Source organism: Nocardia sp. NPDC060249 (assembly GCF_042728755.1).
GTDB lineage: Bacteria > Actinomycetota > Actinomycetes > Mycobacteriales > Mycobacteriaceae > Nocardia.
Map to the genome: position 1 here is coordinate 1 of NZ_JBHXAQ010000012.1, position 14,256 is coordinate 14,256.

A 14,256-nucleotide genomic window follows, 5' to 3' on the forward strand; every position below is an offset into this window, starting at 1 on the left:
ATGAATGAGCTTGCATAGTCGTGCATAATCATCACATGGTTGATTCCGCCAACATAACCCCAGCTCACGGCATTTCAGCCTAAATGCTGGCTGACCTGCGGATTGTGGGTATTGATCGGTGTTGGTGGGTGTTGATAGTTGATCCCGGACGGCCTGTGCACGGCCTGAGAACCGCTCCCGAGAGCCAAAATCCGCCGCTCTGGCGACGCCGCGGGGACACCTCAACCCTACCGGCTCCAGCGCCTCAGGTGAGCGGTTGAAACCTGACGACAGACCGGTAACCACACCGTCGCTCACACCTCCTCGGCAGGCGCGCGACGCTCGCCCCGCCAGTCCTTGCCCGCGGCATACAAACCGATGAGCCCGGCCAGCCCGACCGCCACGCCCACAGGCGCGGTCACCCACAACGTCACCAGATCCGCGTTATCGGCCATCCAGTGCGGATTACTCGGAATCTGTGAGATCGCGACCGACGCGAACCCGATCTGGATCAGCCCACACCCGACGACCAGGATTGCCGTCGTCAACATGACCGACAACCTCGCGTCGCGCAACAGGCGTATCAACGTCATCAATCCCAGGGTGCCGAACACAACCGCGACAAGCGTCAGCACAATCGGCCCGAACGCGCCCAGCCCGGGGAACAGCATCCCGACAGCCATGGCCGCCACCAGTCCGCGCCACCACCACAGAGCTGGCCCGAACCACGGCTTGTGACTACCGTCCGGCAAAGCGGCTGTCGCGCTTATCAGAACCCACCCCCACAGTGCACACGCCGCGGCGGCAAACGACGTCGTTAGCAGACGTAACCCGAAATTGGTTGTGCCTTCCTCCAATGTCGTTGGCGGCAACAGGAATCCGATCCCTGTCAGCAGCAACGCCAGAGTGAAACGACGCGAACTCTTCCGGAACTTCCAGATGGACATACGCGCCACACCGACAACTATCAGAAACCACCCGACACTCCACACAAGCCGGAGTGTAGATACGCGCACGTCGGATAGCATTGATTTCGCAACACGGATGCGAAATCGCGACTAGCTTCAGAAGCCCAGCGACCGGCCGATGTCGCCGAGCGTCGGATTCGGTTTCGGGGGAGTGGGGACAATGCCTCGGGCTCTTAGCAACTGCGCCGCTTCGGCGAAAATGTCGGTCACTTCGCAGTTGAACACACCTGCGCACTCCCAAACGTACGAAAGGGGTATCCGTTGGCGACCCTGCTCGAAGTTCCGCACTCTTCCAGCGCTGGTGCTCAGCGTGTAGGCCATCTCCTCCTGCGTTAAAGGGTGCGCGTTTCGGCGGCGGGCGATGGTACGCCCGACCGCTTCGTCAAGATTGTTGGGGCCTTCCGTCACCACGACACCGTAGCCGCAAACGGTCCCCGAACCCGGGGTTGTACCCAAGTCGACACGAACCCAAACTCCTAACTAGCAAACGAACCGATAACAGCGCTTGCGGTACTAAGATTCTTGGTAGTAGGGTCTCAAACAAGCTTAACGAGGACAACATTCCGGTAAAACCACTTCCAGCGAGATGGGTACTTTCGTCGGGGAAAGCCCAGCTCGGGAGGTGTTGCGACCAAATGAGGGTGGGAATCTGGTGCACGCATAGACCGTCTCGCGCGAACTCAGCGCCCAGCACGCGCCCAGCGCGCACAGATAACGGCTAACCCTCGGCAACGGAACGCCGAGCCACACCACCAAGGATGATCAATGACGCTCAGCCCCGACGACCCGTTCATCCAGAACTATCAGCCGATCCCGATCAACACCGACCTATCGCCGGACCTCAACAGCCTCGGCATCACCGTCCACGCCGGCGACGGACCCGTGAAGTACTGGATCGACTCGGCCGACCAGATGTGGAAAGAACTCGGCTTCCACTCCGTCGAAACCGGCGGCGCCATCGAAGTCTGGCCGCACAACACCGGCCTCACCGAAGACGAAGCCGACATCCTCCGCGAATACGCCGTCGACGCCTTCATCCACAAGCCCACCGTCGAGTCGGGATGGGCGCGGGGAGTCGACGGAGCCTGGCACTCCTCGGTCTCCATCCCTGTCGACGAAAACGACACCGCCGCAGCACGCATCGCCGCGGCGCACGCGAACATCATGCGGGTCGCGCACAAGCGGCGCACCCCCGCAGCCTGATCAACGCTGAGCACAGAGAACGCGAAAGCCCCTCACCCAGTAGGTGAGGGGCTTCCTTTTGCGTCTACAGCCTACGCGCGACCTTCGGGTCGACGCGCAACACGTGTCGACTTCCGTTTGAGAGTGGACGGGGCCTTCGCCGGCGCCTCGGGCTCCTCGGCCTGGGGTCGCTCGTTGCGCAGTAACTCGTTTTCGGTCTTGAGCCGCTGGAACCGTCTGGCCAGATCTTGTAGCAGCGCTTCGTCGGTCAAGTCTTCGGTGGTCAACCCGATGACATCTCTGTCTTCGGCGACGTCCTCACGGGCCAAGAGGCCGGCGTTGAAGAACACCTCGAGAACCGGTCGGTCGAACTTGTAGGCCACCAACCTCGCGGTTTCGGCGTCGACCTTGGTGTTGGCCTTCTTGCCGGATCCGGCGCCGCTCTTCCACGCGTACACCGTGGACGGGGGAATCCCGATCTTTTCTGCGACCGCGGTGACCGTCTTCATGCCGTTCGCGACCTGCAGGTCCTCGACGTAATCCCACCATCGGCTTTCAGTGGGCGGGATGTCCACAGTGTCAGTCATGGGGGCCTCTCGGAGATGAGTGCTGTCGAGGCGATCCTATCGCGCATTGTGTCGCAACAAAAGACATTGCAATGTGACGTACGGCGTGTCTACGCCCCGATAGGCATCGTGTCTGGGCCGCTCGCACCCCTGAGCGTAGTGGCGTGCATGGTGTGCCACCTCGAAACGACACGAACCGGACACGGGCCTTGCCTGTGATTACGTTACGACGTAACGTAGGTGTCGCAACGCAACGCGAATCGCGTTTCGGGTGCCCGCCCCCCACTGGCACTGGGGAGGCGGGCGGGCCACACCACGTCAACGAAAAGGAAACCGCAGCATGACCAATCCCGAACTTACCTCCCGCACCCGACACCCGGCGGCGACATCTCCAACGCTCGGTGATCGCGCCGCGGTCCTGATCTGCACCGTCTCCCTCGGCGGGTTCATCGGCGTCCTCGCCTGGCTTATGGACTGGAGTGTCCTGTGACCGCACCAGCCCCCGCCAACCTCGGCCCCCGCCTCATCGTCCTCCCCGACATCGTCCAAGGCACCGACGAATGGCACAACCAACGCCGCGGCATGGTCACCGCCTCCGTCGTCGGCAACCTCATCACCGTCCGCCGCCTCGCCGCGATCGACTACGACTGCCCCGACTGTGGCGCCCCCGCGAACGAGCCATGCCGAAGCAAAACCCGCGCAGGCGCGCTGATCAAGACCTTGCACGCCGACCGCACAGAGCTGGCGCGCCGCAACACCTCCGTGGTGTTCAAAACCGCGAGCAACGAAACCTCCCGCGGCCTCACCGCCCTGCTGGTCGCTGAACGCATCACGGGATGGACCGACGAAACGTTCCTGTCCGACGACATGATGCGCGGCATCGAAGAAGAACCCCGTGCCCGCGACCACTACAGCGAACACTACGCACCCGTCCACGAGACCGGGTTCATGATCCGCGAACACAACGGCATCTGCATCGGCTACTCCCCAGACGGACTCGTCGGCTCAGACGGGCTCATCGAAATCAAGTCCCGACGCTCGAAAATCCAGCTCCAACACTTCCTCAGCGGGACCATCCCCGCCGACAACATGGCACAACTCCAATGCGGCCTCCTCGTCTCCGGCCGCAAGTGGCTGGACTACGTCAGCTACTGCGGCGGCATGCCGATGGCAGTCACACGCGTCCACCCCGACCCCCGCTGGTTCAAAGCCATCCTCGACGCCGTCCACGCCCTCGAGGAAAACGCCGCCGAGATGATCCGCCTCTACAACGAGGCCACCGCCGGACTCCCCACCACCGAACGAGTCCTCAGCGAAATGGAAATCGTCTTCTGAAAGACGGCGCACCCCAACACAACTCGACACCTTGAACTCTCAGAAAGGCATCACGATGACAACATCCTTCAACCTGGCAGAAACCATCATCCCGAAATCAGACCAACTCAACGCGGAAGACGTCCTCTCCGGACCGCGCACAGTGACCGTCGAACGCGTCAACGAGGGTTCCGCCGAGCAGCCGGTAAACATCCACCTCGTCGAGTTCCCCGGCCGCCCATTCCGGCCATCGAAAACTGTCCGCCGCATCCTCGTAGCCGCATGGGGTGCCGAAGCGGCGGCGTACGTCGGCCGACGGATGACCATCTACCGCGACCCCGCCGTGAAGTTCGGCGGGCAGGAAGTTGGCGGCATCCGAATCAGCCATCTTTCCCACATCGACAAACGACTCACGCTCGCGCTGACTGTGACTCGCGGCAAGAGAGCTCCGTACGTCGTCGAGCCGCTGCCTGCCGGGCCGCCACCGATCACAGACGCCCAGGCGCAGGAGATGGCAACAAATATCGAAACCGCCGCTGACCGTGCGGCACTCGACTCGATCGGCGCCCAACTGAAGACGTTCGACCTGGGACAGCACCGGACCCGACTGGTGCAGCTGTGGAAGGACCAGGCCAACACGATCAGCGCCGCGGGGGAGACACCGCCCGAGGACGACGTCCAGGACGCGCCCGCCGAGTACTACGACGCCCCGCCGGAGCAGTGATGCGGCGCGATCACCTGACAGTCGCGCCGCTCGACGTCGACGGCGTGTGGTTGGTCTACCCAGTCGTGGGATCACGGGACGGCGAAGGCGGCGACTGCTACGAGATCCGCTCCTTCGGCGACAACGAGAACCAGGCCCTCCGCTACGCCAACCGGCACGACGGATACCGGGCCGTGCTCATCAAGCCCGGCCAGACGCTCATCCAAGCCGTCGAGGCGATGGAGGAGGCCGACCGTGACTAGTTGGACCGAAATGCCCTTGGCCGCCTTCGATCTGGAGACCACCTCTCCCGACCCGCACACCGCGCGGATTGTGTCAGCGTGCGTCCTCCGCATCGACGGCGGCCAAGTGGCCCGCCGCCACTGGATCGCCAACCCCGGCATCCCCATCCCCGCCGAGGCAACCGAGATCCACGGGTTCAGCGACGAATACGTCCAGAAGCACGGCCACCCCCACGACCAAGTGGTGGCCGAGGTCGTCGCCGAACTCCGTGCAGTGTGGGCCGAAGGTCGCGGGCTCACCGTCTACAACGCCAACTACGACCTGTCGCTGATCGCCACCCAGGACCCGACTTTCACGGTCGGGGGCCTGGTGGTCGACCCGTTCGTCCTCGACAAGCAGTACGACCGGTACCGCAAAGGCGCAGGCCAACGGAAGTTGTCGGCCGTGATGATCCATTACGGCATGCGCCTCGACGACGCACATGACGCCGAAGCTGACGCCCTCGCCGCGGCACGCCTCGCCTGGAAACTGCCCCGCGTCTACCCGACCCTCGCCGAGTTCGCCCCCGACCAGCTGATGGAACGCCAAACCCACTGGTACCGCGAAGAAGGCCATCGATACGCCGACTGGCTCCGCCGCAACGACCGCGACCCATCCACGGTCCGAACCGAATGGCCGATCCAGACCGCCCCCGAAAGCGAAGCAGCATGACCACCACCGAACAGCGAAGCGCCTCCAGGCGGATCCGATCTCAAGTCCCAGTTCTCGGTGACTACAAACGCCACAAGCTCTGGGTCGCGCGCACACACAAAGGGATCCCGTCCAAGGTGAATCTCGATGGCGTGCTCGCCCACGTCCTCTGGCTTCGCTCGATCGGATTCCGAGACGACGCCATCGCCATTGCGGCCGGAGTGAGCCAACGCACCATCTGGAACACCCGCATGCAGAACTACGACACGATGCTGATCGAGCAGGCCAGCCGGATCATGTCGGTGACCCATGTACCTGTCGAGGCGCAGAACACACTGAGCGTTCCTGTTCTCGGCGTCCGTCGACGACTGCAGGCGCTGCAGCGTATCGGCTACTCCAATCGACACCTCGGCGAACACCTCGGTGTGACACACCAACTCGTCGCGCAGTTGCCCACGCGTACGCATGTCAAAGGCGCGACCTGGTTGAGGGTGGCGGATTTGTACGAGCAGCTGTCGTCAGTGCCTGGCCCGTCGAAGAAGGCCCGCGAGTTCGGTGCCCGCAACAACTTCCCCTCACCGATGGCATGGGCGGACCTCGACATCGACCACCCCGACAGCAAGCCGGTCTTCGATGCCGCCCCAAGTGGAGAGGTCGACGAAGTGCTCCTGCAGCGCATCATCGACGGCCGCCACGATGGGGAGGTCCGTGGCCCCGAACGCAAAGCTGTCATCGATCACGCCATCGAGCGCGGATGGAACCGTGAACGGCTCTCCCAGAGCCTGAACATCAGCATCGCCGGCGCCGACATGGCATTCGTCCGCCGACGCCGCGAACTCCGCAAGCAGGCGGCATGACCGACGACGCGCGCGCCTCAAAGGCGTACCGAACCCGCAAGGCCCGCGGCGAACCAGCGACCATGCCCGTCGCGCTCGTCCGGACACGGATCCAGGAACTCTACGACCTCGGCCTCAAACCCCAAATGATCGCGTCCGCCGCCAACATGAGCGTCGCCGGGGTGCTGCACATCATGCGCCACAACACCCACTACGTCCGCATCGAGCTCGCCGCCCGGATCTTCAAAGTCACCCACCACCCCGACCCCCGCCAAACCCACGTGCCCGCGGTCGGTGCCCGCCGCCGAATCCGAGCGCTCAACGCGATCGGTTGGTCCACACACGAACTCGCAACCCGACTCAATATCACCACCAACGACGGCCTCAACGACACCATTGGCCGCCCGACCGTCACCTACGTGCGGTGGGCGGCGATCCGTGACCTATACGAGCAACTGTCAGGCACACCGGGCGGCAACGCCGAAGCACTGCGCGTTGCACGGCGCCTGAAGTACGCGCCCCCACTCGCGTGGGAAGGCATCGACATCGACCACGCCCGCGCACAACCCGACTGGGCCGCCGCCGGCATCAAGCTCGCCGAGCGCTCCGAATGCGCCCGCGGCCACGCCTACACACCCAAGAACACCAAACGCGAACCCAACGGGCACCGCATCTGCCTGACCTGCCAACGCGCCAACTACGCCCGCGCCCAAGCCGCCAGACGCGCCCGCGCCGCCACCTAACCACCCTTCCAAGCGAGAGGACGGACACCCACTGTGAAAGCCGTCTGGCTGTCGTCGAACTACTACCTCGACCCCGCCGTGATGTCGCTGACTACCGACGCTGAACGGCTTCTGACGCGCGGCTATGCCCTTGCCGGGACCGCTGGCCACGAAGGCTTCCTGCCGTTCGTGCTGTTGCCTCTCACCGGAATCAAGCGGGCGAAGTCTCGCGCTCGCGAACTCGTCGCCTACGGGCTCTGGATCGAACGCGACACCGGCTGGGAATTCCGCGACCAGCGGCCACTTGAGCGCGACCACATCCCGATCGCCACCCGCCGTGCGGTCTTCGCCCGCGACGGGCACCAATGCGTCCACTGCGGCGCCACCGAGGACCTCTCCCTCGACCACATCTACCCGTGGAGCCGCGGCGGCGAGGACACGGTCGACAACCTCCGGGTGCTGTGCCGCCCGTGCAACAGCCGGAAGGGAGCACGCGTCTAGCCATGCCAAAGGACAACCGGACCTACATCACGCTGACCGTCGACATGGACCGTCACCCGAAATTCGCGACGCTCAACGGTGCCCAGAAGTGGCTCATCGCCAAGGCCATCATGCACTGCCGCGAGTACCTCACCGACGGCCGGATCAGCATGGCCGTCTGGCGGAAGATGGAAACAGATCGGAACAGAAAAGCGGTTCTCGCCACCGGTGTCTGTTCTGAAGACGCAGAACAAAATTGCGTCATCTTCCACGACTACGCGGAGCACAACCAGACACGCGCCGAGGTCGATGCAGCCAGGGAAAAGGCCAGGTCAGCCGGTCGAAAGGGTGGTTTGCGGAAGGCGGCCAACGCCAAGCAAGACAGCCAGGAACCCTCTAGCGGCGGGCTAGCACCTGCTAGCGATCAGCTAAGCGAAAACGTAGCAGAGGTAGAGGTAGAAGAAGAGAACACTACTTACGTACCTAGTGCTGCTTACGTAAGTAACGCGGGCGAGCACGACGAACAGCGCGCCGAAACCGCCCCCGAGGCAACCGGCCCCAAGGTGCCGCCCGACGGTTGGGTCATCGTCCGCCACGCCACTCAGGGCCTCTCGCAGCCCACCCGTACCGAGCTGGCCATCCAAGCCGCGACCATGCTCCACGCCGGAGTCAACGCCGACGACATCGCCGCCGGCCTCGAAACGTGGATGGGTCGCCCCGACGCCCGCATGGGCCTGTTCCGGCACCTCGTCGACGACGCCGTCAAAGCCCGCCGAGCCCCCCTCGCCGTCGCTGCCCCGCTCGCCGCCTCCGACCGCAAAGCCCGCGACCAAGCCGCGATCTTCGACGAAGTCCGACGCAAACACGCAACCCCCAACCAGTCGCCGATCCTGCAGATCGTCGACGGCGAACCCAAAGCCCTGCCCGCCGCACCCGATTGGAGCGCCACCGCATGACCGCCAACCCCATCGAGGTCGCCCAGGCGGTCGTCGACAACCTCCAGAACCACGACCTGTGGTTCCCCCGCGTCGGCGCCGGAGCCGTCGAAGCGTGGGCGCGACGGTTCGCCGAGTCCGGGCTTCCCGTCGAAGACCTCCTCGCCGGCGTCGACCACGCCCGCACCCACCACACCCAGGTCTCCCAAGCCCGTGCCGACAACCGGTCAGAACCCGCCGAACCGTTCCGGCCGACCCCGGACCTGATCGTCGCGCACGCCCACAAAGCCCGCCGAGCTGTCCTCGCCCAACTCCCCGCCGAACGGATCGCCGAAATGGACATGGCGAACCACCTTCTCCAGGAAATGGGCCTGACACCGCAACGCGCACACCGGCTCTCCCGCGACATCGCCCTGTCGCTCGCCCTCGGCCGCACCGCGGTTCACGACCTCACCGACACCGAGATGGACGAGTTCAAAGCCCTCGTCACCAAAGCCAAAAAGGCCGCGGTCACCCACCGCGACCGGCGACGCGAACTCGCCGAAATGTTCCGCGTCACCGACACCTTCTCCATCGAAAAGGCAGCCTCATGAACCGGCTTTACATCGTGGCGATACTCGAGGAAATCGGAATCAGCGCCACCGACATCGCGATCACCCACTGGACCGACACCATCGGCCACCTCGACCCCGGAACCGTCCGCGAAGCCATCCAAATCCACTACCGCGCCAACACCTTCCTGCCCGCAGCCCGCGAAATCCTCGACATCGCCACCAACATCCACGCCCGCAACAACCCGGCACCCGAACCAGTCAGGAGGCACGCAGTCATGACGGCTTACACGCTGACGGGCGCCATCAACGACCCGTGCCCCCGATGCGGAGCCGAACCAGGCCACACCTGCACCGCCGTCACCGGACTCGAAGCCCGCATCCCATGCCTCCAAAGGCTCACAGGGAAGACGGTCGCAGCATGAAAAATATCATTAGCCGACGAAACTGCATACGTGGGACGCAGTTCCCCGAATTCGGTTTGTTGTTTCGCTGCGGTGCGCTGCCGGGCTTCGGGATGGCCGTGCGCCCGGCTAGCGGCAACGCTGGCAGTCGAACGGGTGTTCGATGGACCTCGGGTGTGGGTGACAGCGCTGCGGGGCTTCAGGGAGCCGATCCGGTCGGCGGTGACCAGTGACCACGTTGGCGCCCGCGCGCACCGCATCGCACCGTCCCGCGACCCGTCAGCGTCGGTTCAAGCACGATGAGCTGATCGCGGTGGACTTGTTCTCCGGGTTCGGCGGGATCACCCAAGGCATCGAGGCCGCGGGGTTCACGACGATCATGGCCGCGAACCACAACGCCTACAAGGTCGAGGTCCACGAAGCCAATCACCCCGACGCGCAGCACTGGATCGCCGACTTGGTCAATCCGGAGTCGGCGGACTACCACTCGGCGCGTGACCTGCCCGCGGGTGATCTTCTCGTCGCCGGCGTCTCGTGCGTCAACCACAGCCAGGCGAACACGAAGAAGGCGTACGAGCAGGGTGCGTCGCTGTTCGACTTGGATGACCCCGATTTCGATGCGCGCGTTACTCGTTCGGAGCGTGACCGGGCGACCGCGAACTGTGTGCTGCACTACGCGGACCGGCATCGGCCGCGCATGATCCTGGTGGAGTGCACGACCGAGTTGGTGTCGTGGGGTCCTGCGATTCCGGGCCGTCAGAAGGTCGGTGACGGCACGACTTACCGGTGGTGGCTCAAGCAGTTCGGCAACCTCGACTACCAGTACCGCGAACTGCGCCTCAACAGCATGTTCTTCGGTGTCCCGCAGTCCCGCGATCGTCTGTACATCGTGTTCTGGCAGAACCACATGCCCGCACCGGACCTGGATCACTGCCCGCTGTCGTGGTGCCACGCGTGCGACGACGCGGTGGAAGCGGTGTGGTCGTGGAAGACGGGTGTGCCGCCGACCGGTGCTGTCCGGTACGGCATCCAGTACAACTACCGGTGCCCGCGGTGCCGTCGTGAAGTCGTTCCGCCGATGACCCCGTCCGTCGAAGCGCTCGACCTCACCGACCTGGGCTCGAAGATCGGCGACCGGCCGCTGAAGAAGTTCACCGTCGGCGACCAGCAGGTGTTGAGCCCGCTCGCGCCGGCGACGATGGCCCGTGCGGAACGGTGCCGGAAGCGGTTCGCCGAGTACCCCGCGATCCTGATGCCCGCGAAGGCTGTTCACGGTGTCGAGAGGTTGCTCGGTCAGCCGATGGCGACGCAGACCAGTCAGCAGGAAACCGGGATCCTGTCGACGGGGATGGCGATGTTCGCGCACCGTCACAACGGCGACGGGCAACACCTCACGCGCCCGATGGACACCGTCACCGCGACCGAGGACCGGGCATTGCTGTTCGCCGCGGTCGCCAACTATCAAGGCGCGACCCGCGGTGTCGATGTTCCGTTGCCGACGCAGGCCGCGTCGGAAACGCTCGGCCTGATGGCCGGGATCATCCCGTTCCGGAAGAACACGCGGCCGGCGCTCGGCTCGGAAGCGATGCCGACGATCACCAGCGAGCAGATTCCTGGTCTGCTGACCGCTGAATGGGCTGCGTTGCTTGCCAACATCACTCTCGAGGAGTGCTACTTCCGCATGCTCCGCGCGGCCGAGGTCGGTGTCGGCTGCGGGTTCAATCCCGACTTCGCCGGGCGGCCGGGCACATTCAAGGTGTGGGGCAGCGCGCGTAACCAGGTCGACGGCTACGGCAATGCTGTGTCGCCGCAGGTGGGGGAGTGGATCGGGCGTCGGATGCGTCGCAGCTTCCATCAGGAGCAGGTGGCGGCATGAACGGTCTGATCACGATGTGCGCATCATCGCATGTGACATCTTCTCGACCCACTTTCAACCCGAAACCAGCACAGGACCGGAGCCCGAAATGACCGCCCGCCCGATCAGTCACCTTGTCGCCGAGGGCCGTTCGCTGCTCGCCGAAGCGACACTCGGCGTATGGGTGGTCACCAAGCCCAGCGGGACTTGGCCAGCCGACTACTGGGCGTTGGGCACCCTCGCAGACGGCTTGACTGAACGCTGGGCCAGTAGTGGTCCGAACGATGGTCCCGACGCTGCGGCGATCGGTTGGGCGATGACCAACGCGCCTCACCTGCTCGATGCCCTCGACCGGGTTCACGCCCTGCTACGCCGGTGGGACGCCGCCGAGCAGTACGACGACATCCTCGGCGAAGTCTCCCGCGCACACACCACCGAACTCCGTGAAGCCCTCGAAGGAGACCAGAGCTGATGGGTTACCAGGTGATCCGGCAACCCGGCACGGACCGGTTCGGCATCTTCTGCAGCAACACCGACGAATTCGCGGCTTGGGACGCGACCCGCTCGGAGGTCGTTGAGTACTTCGTTGAGATGGCAGCAACGGAAGCCCGCGAGCGTGCCGAACGGATCGTCGGTTTCGTCGCTGATGGTGAGACACGAAAAGCGTACGCACAGTTCGCGTTGACGTGGGAAGAGGCCGTCGAGAAGGACTACCGGCATGGCGGCGAAATGACCGCCGAACTCGAAGGAGACCACACCGCATGACCCCGATCGTGTTCCTCGACACCGAAACCGATGGCATCCACCCCGGCCGGAAAGCCTGGGAGATCGCGATGATTCGCCGCGACGCCACCGGCGAACATGAAATCGAGTTCTTCGTCGACATCGACCTCGAAACCGCCGACCCGTTCGGGCTCGACGTGGGCCGGTTCTACGACCGCCACCCCCTCGGCCGTGAACTGTCCGCCGCCGCCAAGAACGATCACGCCACCCGTGCGCCGATCTGGGGTGACCCGTTCGGTGCCGACGACTGCCTCATGCCCTCGGCCGCTGCTCTCCGCGTAGCCCGCTGGACCCACGGCGCGCACGTCGTCGGTGCCGTCCCCAACTTCGACACCGAAGTCCTCGCCAACCTGCTGCGCGCCGCACACTTCACCCCGAACTGGCACTACCACCTCATCGACGTGGAAAACCTCGCCGTCGGATACCTCGCTGGGCTGCGTGCGGCCGGGGCGCTGGACGAACCCGATGGCGAGGAAGCGTTGGAGGACAAGGCCCGTCGCCTCGGCTCGATCGCCGCGGTGAACCCGCCCTGGAAGTCCGACGACCTGTCTCGGCTGCTCGGTGTCGAACCCCCTTCGGAAGCGGAGCGGCACACCGCGATGGGTGACGCTCGCTGGGCGATGCGCCTGTACGACAAGATCACCGGCTACGTCGCGCCCGCACTGGAGGCTGCCGCGTGAGTAGCGATCAGATCGAGCCCATCGAGGTCGTGTGCCATGTCGAGCAGTACGTGGAGTACGAGCTGCGCGACGTGAAACAGTTCAGCAACCGGGCACTTCTCGACGAGAGCGGGGTGTGGTCGCTGCACCGACTCGCCGCCGAGATCTACGCCATGGGGTATCGCGCTGGCGACCAAGCCGCAGCCGAGCGTGGCCGCAAGGCACGCAGCCGCGAACAGGCGAAAGCGGTGACCGAGTGACCGCCGAGGAGATCCGCGCCGAGGTCATCGAACGCCTGGCTATCGGCCAGTTCGACATCGACGAACTTGACTTCGGGACGCCAAGCGCACCGGCCAGGGAATGGGCCAAGGTGCCTGAGATGGTTCGCCAGCGATACCGGGCCGACGCCGCGCGTCTGGTCGACGCGCTCGGTGACCTGCTGCCAACCGGCGTCGAGGAAGGCGGGCGGTGCGACGTTCCGTGCGCTGGGTGCGAATGCGATGCGAGCGAGCCGTGTTCGTACTCGGCTGACCCGAACGTAGCCCAGAAGCTGTGGGGCGATTCGCCTCGCCTTCGCCGGTACATCACCGACTGGAAGCCAGTGACCGCATGACCGACGAGACCCCGGACCTGACCGTCGCCGAGCTTGAGCAGATCCGCGACGCGACCCTCTGCACGTACGAGGGCGGGAACGAGCAGTACAACACGCTCCCGCCGCACCTGCTTGCACTCGTCATCCCCGACGGCGGGCTGGTCAACATGATCGACCTCGCCATCCGCCGCACCCGCCAGCTGGAGGCGTTGCGCGCCGAAACCCAACAGGCGTACGCGGCGATCCACACCAAACAGCAACGCGACGCAGCCCAGATCGGTGACCTGGAGAACTTGGTCCACGAGTACCACAAAGCTCTGATGGTCGTGACCGGTGGCGACGAAAAGGCCACTGCGACCAACAGCGGCGTCGACTACACGATCGTCGCGCCGGGTGCGCTCGCCAAGATGCTCGCCGACGAAGACACCGAACCGCCGCCGAAGCTCCTCGAAGCCATCGCGCGCGCCCGCCAACGCAGGGAGAACCATGGCTGAGGCCAAGCAGTACCGCAAGAAGCCCGTCGTCATCAGCGCCATGGAGTGGGACGGGACCGCAGAAGGCGCGACCCCGATCATCCAGTGGATCCTCGACAACGACGGTCGGGCCAACTACCACTGTTCTCACGACATGGGCTGCCCCGGAACAGCAAAAGGGCACACCATCGGCATCCGCACCCTCGAAGGGTGGATCCAGGCATCGCCAGGGGACTGGGTGATCCGTGGCATCGCCGGCGAGTTCTACCCGTGCCGCCGCGACATCTTCGCCGTCACCTACGAACCCGTCGAGGGCTGAAC

The 14,256-nt window shown here is 64.8% G+C and carries 23 protein-coding genes; 20 read left to right on the forward strand and 3 right to left on the reverse strand.

What is annotated here, in order from left to right:
* Positions 1 to 293: 293 nt before the first annotated feature.
* Both ACFWFP_RS28710 and ACFWFP_RS28715 read right to left on the reverse strand, forming a co-directional pair.
* Positions 294 to 926 carry a hypothetical protein gene (locus tag ACFWFP_RS28710; RefSeq protein WP_379300128.1) on the reverse strand — a complete coding sequence of 211 codons (633 nt, stop codon included), beginning with the start codon at positions 924 to 926 and terminating at the stop codon, positions 294 to 296.
* Between the two features lie 117 nt (positions 927 to 1,043).
* Positions 1,044 to 1,355, reverse strand: a complete 312-nt coding sequence (locus ACFWFP_RS28715) for a helix-turn-helix domain-containing protein (protein WP_379300130.1) — start codon at positions 1,353 to 1,355, stop codon at positions 1,044 to 1,046.
* Between the two features lie 357 nt (positions 1,356 to 1,712).
* On the opposite strand from ACFWFP_RS28715, the gene ACFWFP_RS28720 reads away from it, so the two are divergent.
* Complete coding sequence (locus tag ACFWFP_RS28720) at positions 1,713 to 2,150, forward strand: hypothetical protein (RefSeq protein ID WP_379300132.1); 438 nt, start codon at positions 1,713 to 1,715, stop codon at positions 2,148 to 2,150.
* A gap of 71 nt (positions 2,151 to 2,221) precedes the next feature.
* On the opposite strand, the gene ACFWFP_RS28725 is transcribed toward ACFWFP_RS28720, so the two are convergent.
* Positions 2,222 to 2,716 (reverse strand): hypothetical protein, encoded by a 495-nt coding sequence (locus ACFWFP_RS28725; protein WP_379300134.1) that lies wholly within the window; start codon positions 2,714 to 2,716, stop codon positions 2,222 to 2,224.
* 319 nt (positions 2,717 to 3,035) lie between these two features.
* On the opposite strand from ACFWFP_RS28725, the gene ACFWFP_RS28730 reads away from it, so the two are divergent.
* From ACFWFP_RS28730 to ACFWFP_RS28820, 19 genes are all read left to right on the forward strand, one after another.
* A complete protein-coding gene (locus ACFWFP_RS28730) occupies positions 3,036 to 3,185 on the forward strand; it encodes a hypothetical protein (RefSeq protein ID WP_379300136.1) in 150 nt (49 codons plus the stop codon).
* A complete protein-coding gene (locus ACFWFP_RS28735) occupies positions 3,182 to 4,030 on the forward strand; it encodes a lambda exonuclease family protein (RefSeq protein WP_379300138.1) in 849 nt (282 codons plus the stop codon). Before ACFWFP_RS28730 ends, ACFWFP_RS28735 begins: the two co-directional genes overlap by 4 nt.
* 55 nt (positions 4,031 to 4,085) lie before the next feature.
* Positions 4,086 to 4,733, forward strand: coding sequence for a hypothetical protein (locus ACFWFP_RS28740; protein ID WP_379300140.1), 648 nt, complete (start codon positions 4,086 to 4,088; stop codon positions 4,731 to 4,733).
* Positions 4,733 to 4,975 (forward strand): hypothetical protein, encoded by a 243-nt coding sequence (locus ACFWFP_RS28745; protein ID WP_379300142.1) that lies wholly within the window; start codon positions 4,733 to 4,735, stop codon positions 4,973 to 4,975. The genes ACFWFP_RS28740 and ACFWFP_RS28745 overlap by 1 nt, the downstream gene beginning before the upstream one ends.
* Positions 4,968 to 5,666 carry an exonuclease domain-containing protein gene (locus ACFWFP_RS28750; RefSeq protein ID WP_379300144.1) on the forward strand — a complete coding sequence of 233 codons (699 nt, stop codon included), beginning with the start codon at positions 4,968 to 4,970 and terminating at the stop codon, positions 5,664 to 5,666. The genes ACFWFP_RS28745 and ACFWFP_RS28750 overlap by 8 nt, the downstream gene beginning before the upstream one ends.
* Positions 5,663 to 6,502 (forward strand): hypothetical protein, encoded by an 840-nt coding sequence (locus tag ACFWFP_RS28755; RefSeq protein ID WP_379300146.1) that lies wholly within the window; start codon positions 5,663 to 5,665, stop codon positions 6,500 to 6,502. The genes ACFWFP_RS28750 and ACFWFP_RS28755 overlap by 4 nt, the downstream gene beginning before the upstream one ends.
* Positions 6,499 to 7,224, forward strand: coding sequence for a hypothetical protein (locus ACFWFP_RS28760; RefSeq protein ID WP_379300148.1), 726 nt, complete (start codon positions 6,499 to 6,501; stop codon positions 7,222 to 7,224). Before ACFWFP_RS28755 ends, ACFWFP_RS28760 begins: the two co-directional genes overlap by 4 nt.
* A 33-nt stretch (positions 7,225 to 7,257) precedes the next feature.
* Positions 7,258 to 7,704 carry an HNH endonuclease gene (locus tag ACFWFP_RS28765; protein WP_379300150.1) on the forward strand — a complete coding sequence of 149 codons (447 nt, stop codon included), beginning with the start codon at positions 7,258 to 7,260 and terminating at the stop codon, positions 7,702 to 7,704.
* Positions 7,705 to 7,706: 2 nt separating this feature from the next.
* Positions 7,707 to 8,639 (forward strand): hypothetical protein, encoded by a 933-nt coding sequence (locus ACFWFP_RS28770; protein WP_379300152.1) that lies wholly within the window; start codon positions 7,707 to 7,709, stop codon positions 8,637 to 8,639.
* Positions 8,636 to 9,211, forward strand: a complete 576-nt coding sequence (locus ACFWFP_RS28775) for a hypothetical protein (protein ID WP_379300154.1) — start codon at positions 8,636 to 8,638, stop codon at positions 9,209 to 9,211. The genes ACFWFP_RS28770 and ACFWFP_RS28775 overlap by 4 nt, the downstream gene beginning before the upstream one ends.
* Positions 9,208 to 9,594, forward strand: a complete 387-nt coding sequence (locus ACFWFP_RS28780) for a hypothetical protein (protein ID WP_379300156.1) — start codon at positions 9,208 to 9,210, stop codon at positions 9,592 to 9,594. The genes ACFWFP_RS28775 and ACFWFP_RS28780 overlap by 4 nt, the downstream gene beginning before the upstream one ends.
* A gap of 208 nt (positions 9,595 to 9,802) precedes the next feature.
* A complete protein-coding gene (locus ACFWFP_RS28785; RefSeq protein WP_379300158.1) occupies positions 9,803 to 11,449 on the forward strand; it encodes a DNA cytosine methyltransferase in 1,647 nt (548 codons plus the stop codon).
* A gap of 88 nt (positions 11,450 to 11,537) precedes the next feature.
* The gene (locus tag ACFWFP_RS28790) at positions 11,538 to 11,900 is read left to right on the forward strand and encodes a hypothetical protein (protein ID WP_379300160.1); all 363 of its coding nucleotides are present in this window, start codon (positions 11,538 to 11,540) and stop codon (positions 11,898 to 11,900) included.
* Positions 11,900 to 12,193: a hypothetical protein gene (locus ACFWFP_RS28795; RefSeq protein ID WP_379300162.1), complete on the forward strand. Its 294-nt coding sequence runs from the start codon at positions 11,900 to 11,902 to the stop codon at positions 12,191 to 12,193. The genes ACFWFP_RS28790 and ACFWFP_RS28795 overlap by 1 nt, the downstream gene beginning before the upstream one ends.
* Positions 12,190 to 12,891 (forward strand): hypothetical protein, encoded by a 702-nt coding sequence (locus ACFWFP_RS28800; protein ID WP_379300164.1) that lies wholly within the window; start codon positions 12,190 to 12,192, stop codon positions 12,889 to 12,891. The genes ACFWFP_RS28795 and ACFWFP_RS28800 overlap by 4 nt, the downstream gene beginning before the upstream one ends.
* A complete protein-coding gene (locus ACFWFP_RS28805) occupies positions 12,888 to 13,130 on the forward strand; it encodes a hypothetical protein (protein WP_379300165.1) in 243 nt (80 codons plus the stop codon). The genes ACFWFP_RS28800 and ACFWFP_RS28805 overlap by 4 nt, the downstream gene beginning before the upstream one ends.
* Positions 13,127 to 13,483, forward strand: a complete 357-nt coding sequence (locus tag ACFWFP_RS28810) for a hypothetical protein (RefSeq protein ID WP_379300166.1) — start codon at positions 13,127 to 13,129, stop codon at positions 13,481 to 13,483. Before ACFWFP_RS28805 ends, ACFWFP_RS28810 begins: the two co-directional genes overlap by 4 nt.
* The gene (locus ACFWFP_RS28815) at positions 13,480 to 13,956 is read left to right on the forward strand and encodes a hypothetical protein (RefSeq protein WP_379300168.1); all 477 of its coding nucleotides are present in this window, start codon (positions 13,480 to 13,482) and stop codon (positions 13,954 to 13,956) included. The genes ACFWFP_RS28810 and ACFWFP_RS28815 overlap by 4 nt, the downstream gene beginning before the upstream one ends.
* Positions 13,949 to 14,254 carry a hypothetical protein gene (locus ACFWFP_RS28820; RefSeq protein ID WP_379300170.1) on the forward strand — a complete coding sequence of 102 codons (306 nt, stop codon included), beginning with the start codon at positions 13,949 to 13,951 and terminating at the stop codon, positions 14,252 to 14,254. Before ACFWFP_RS28815 ends, ACFWFP_RS28820 begins: the two co-directional genes overlap by 8 nt.
* Positions 14,255 to 14,256 lie beyond the last annotated feature (2 nt).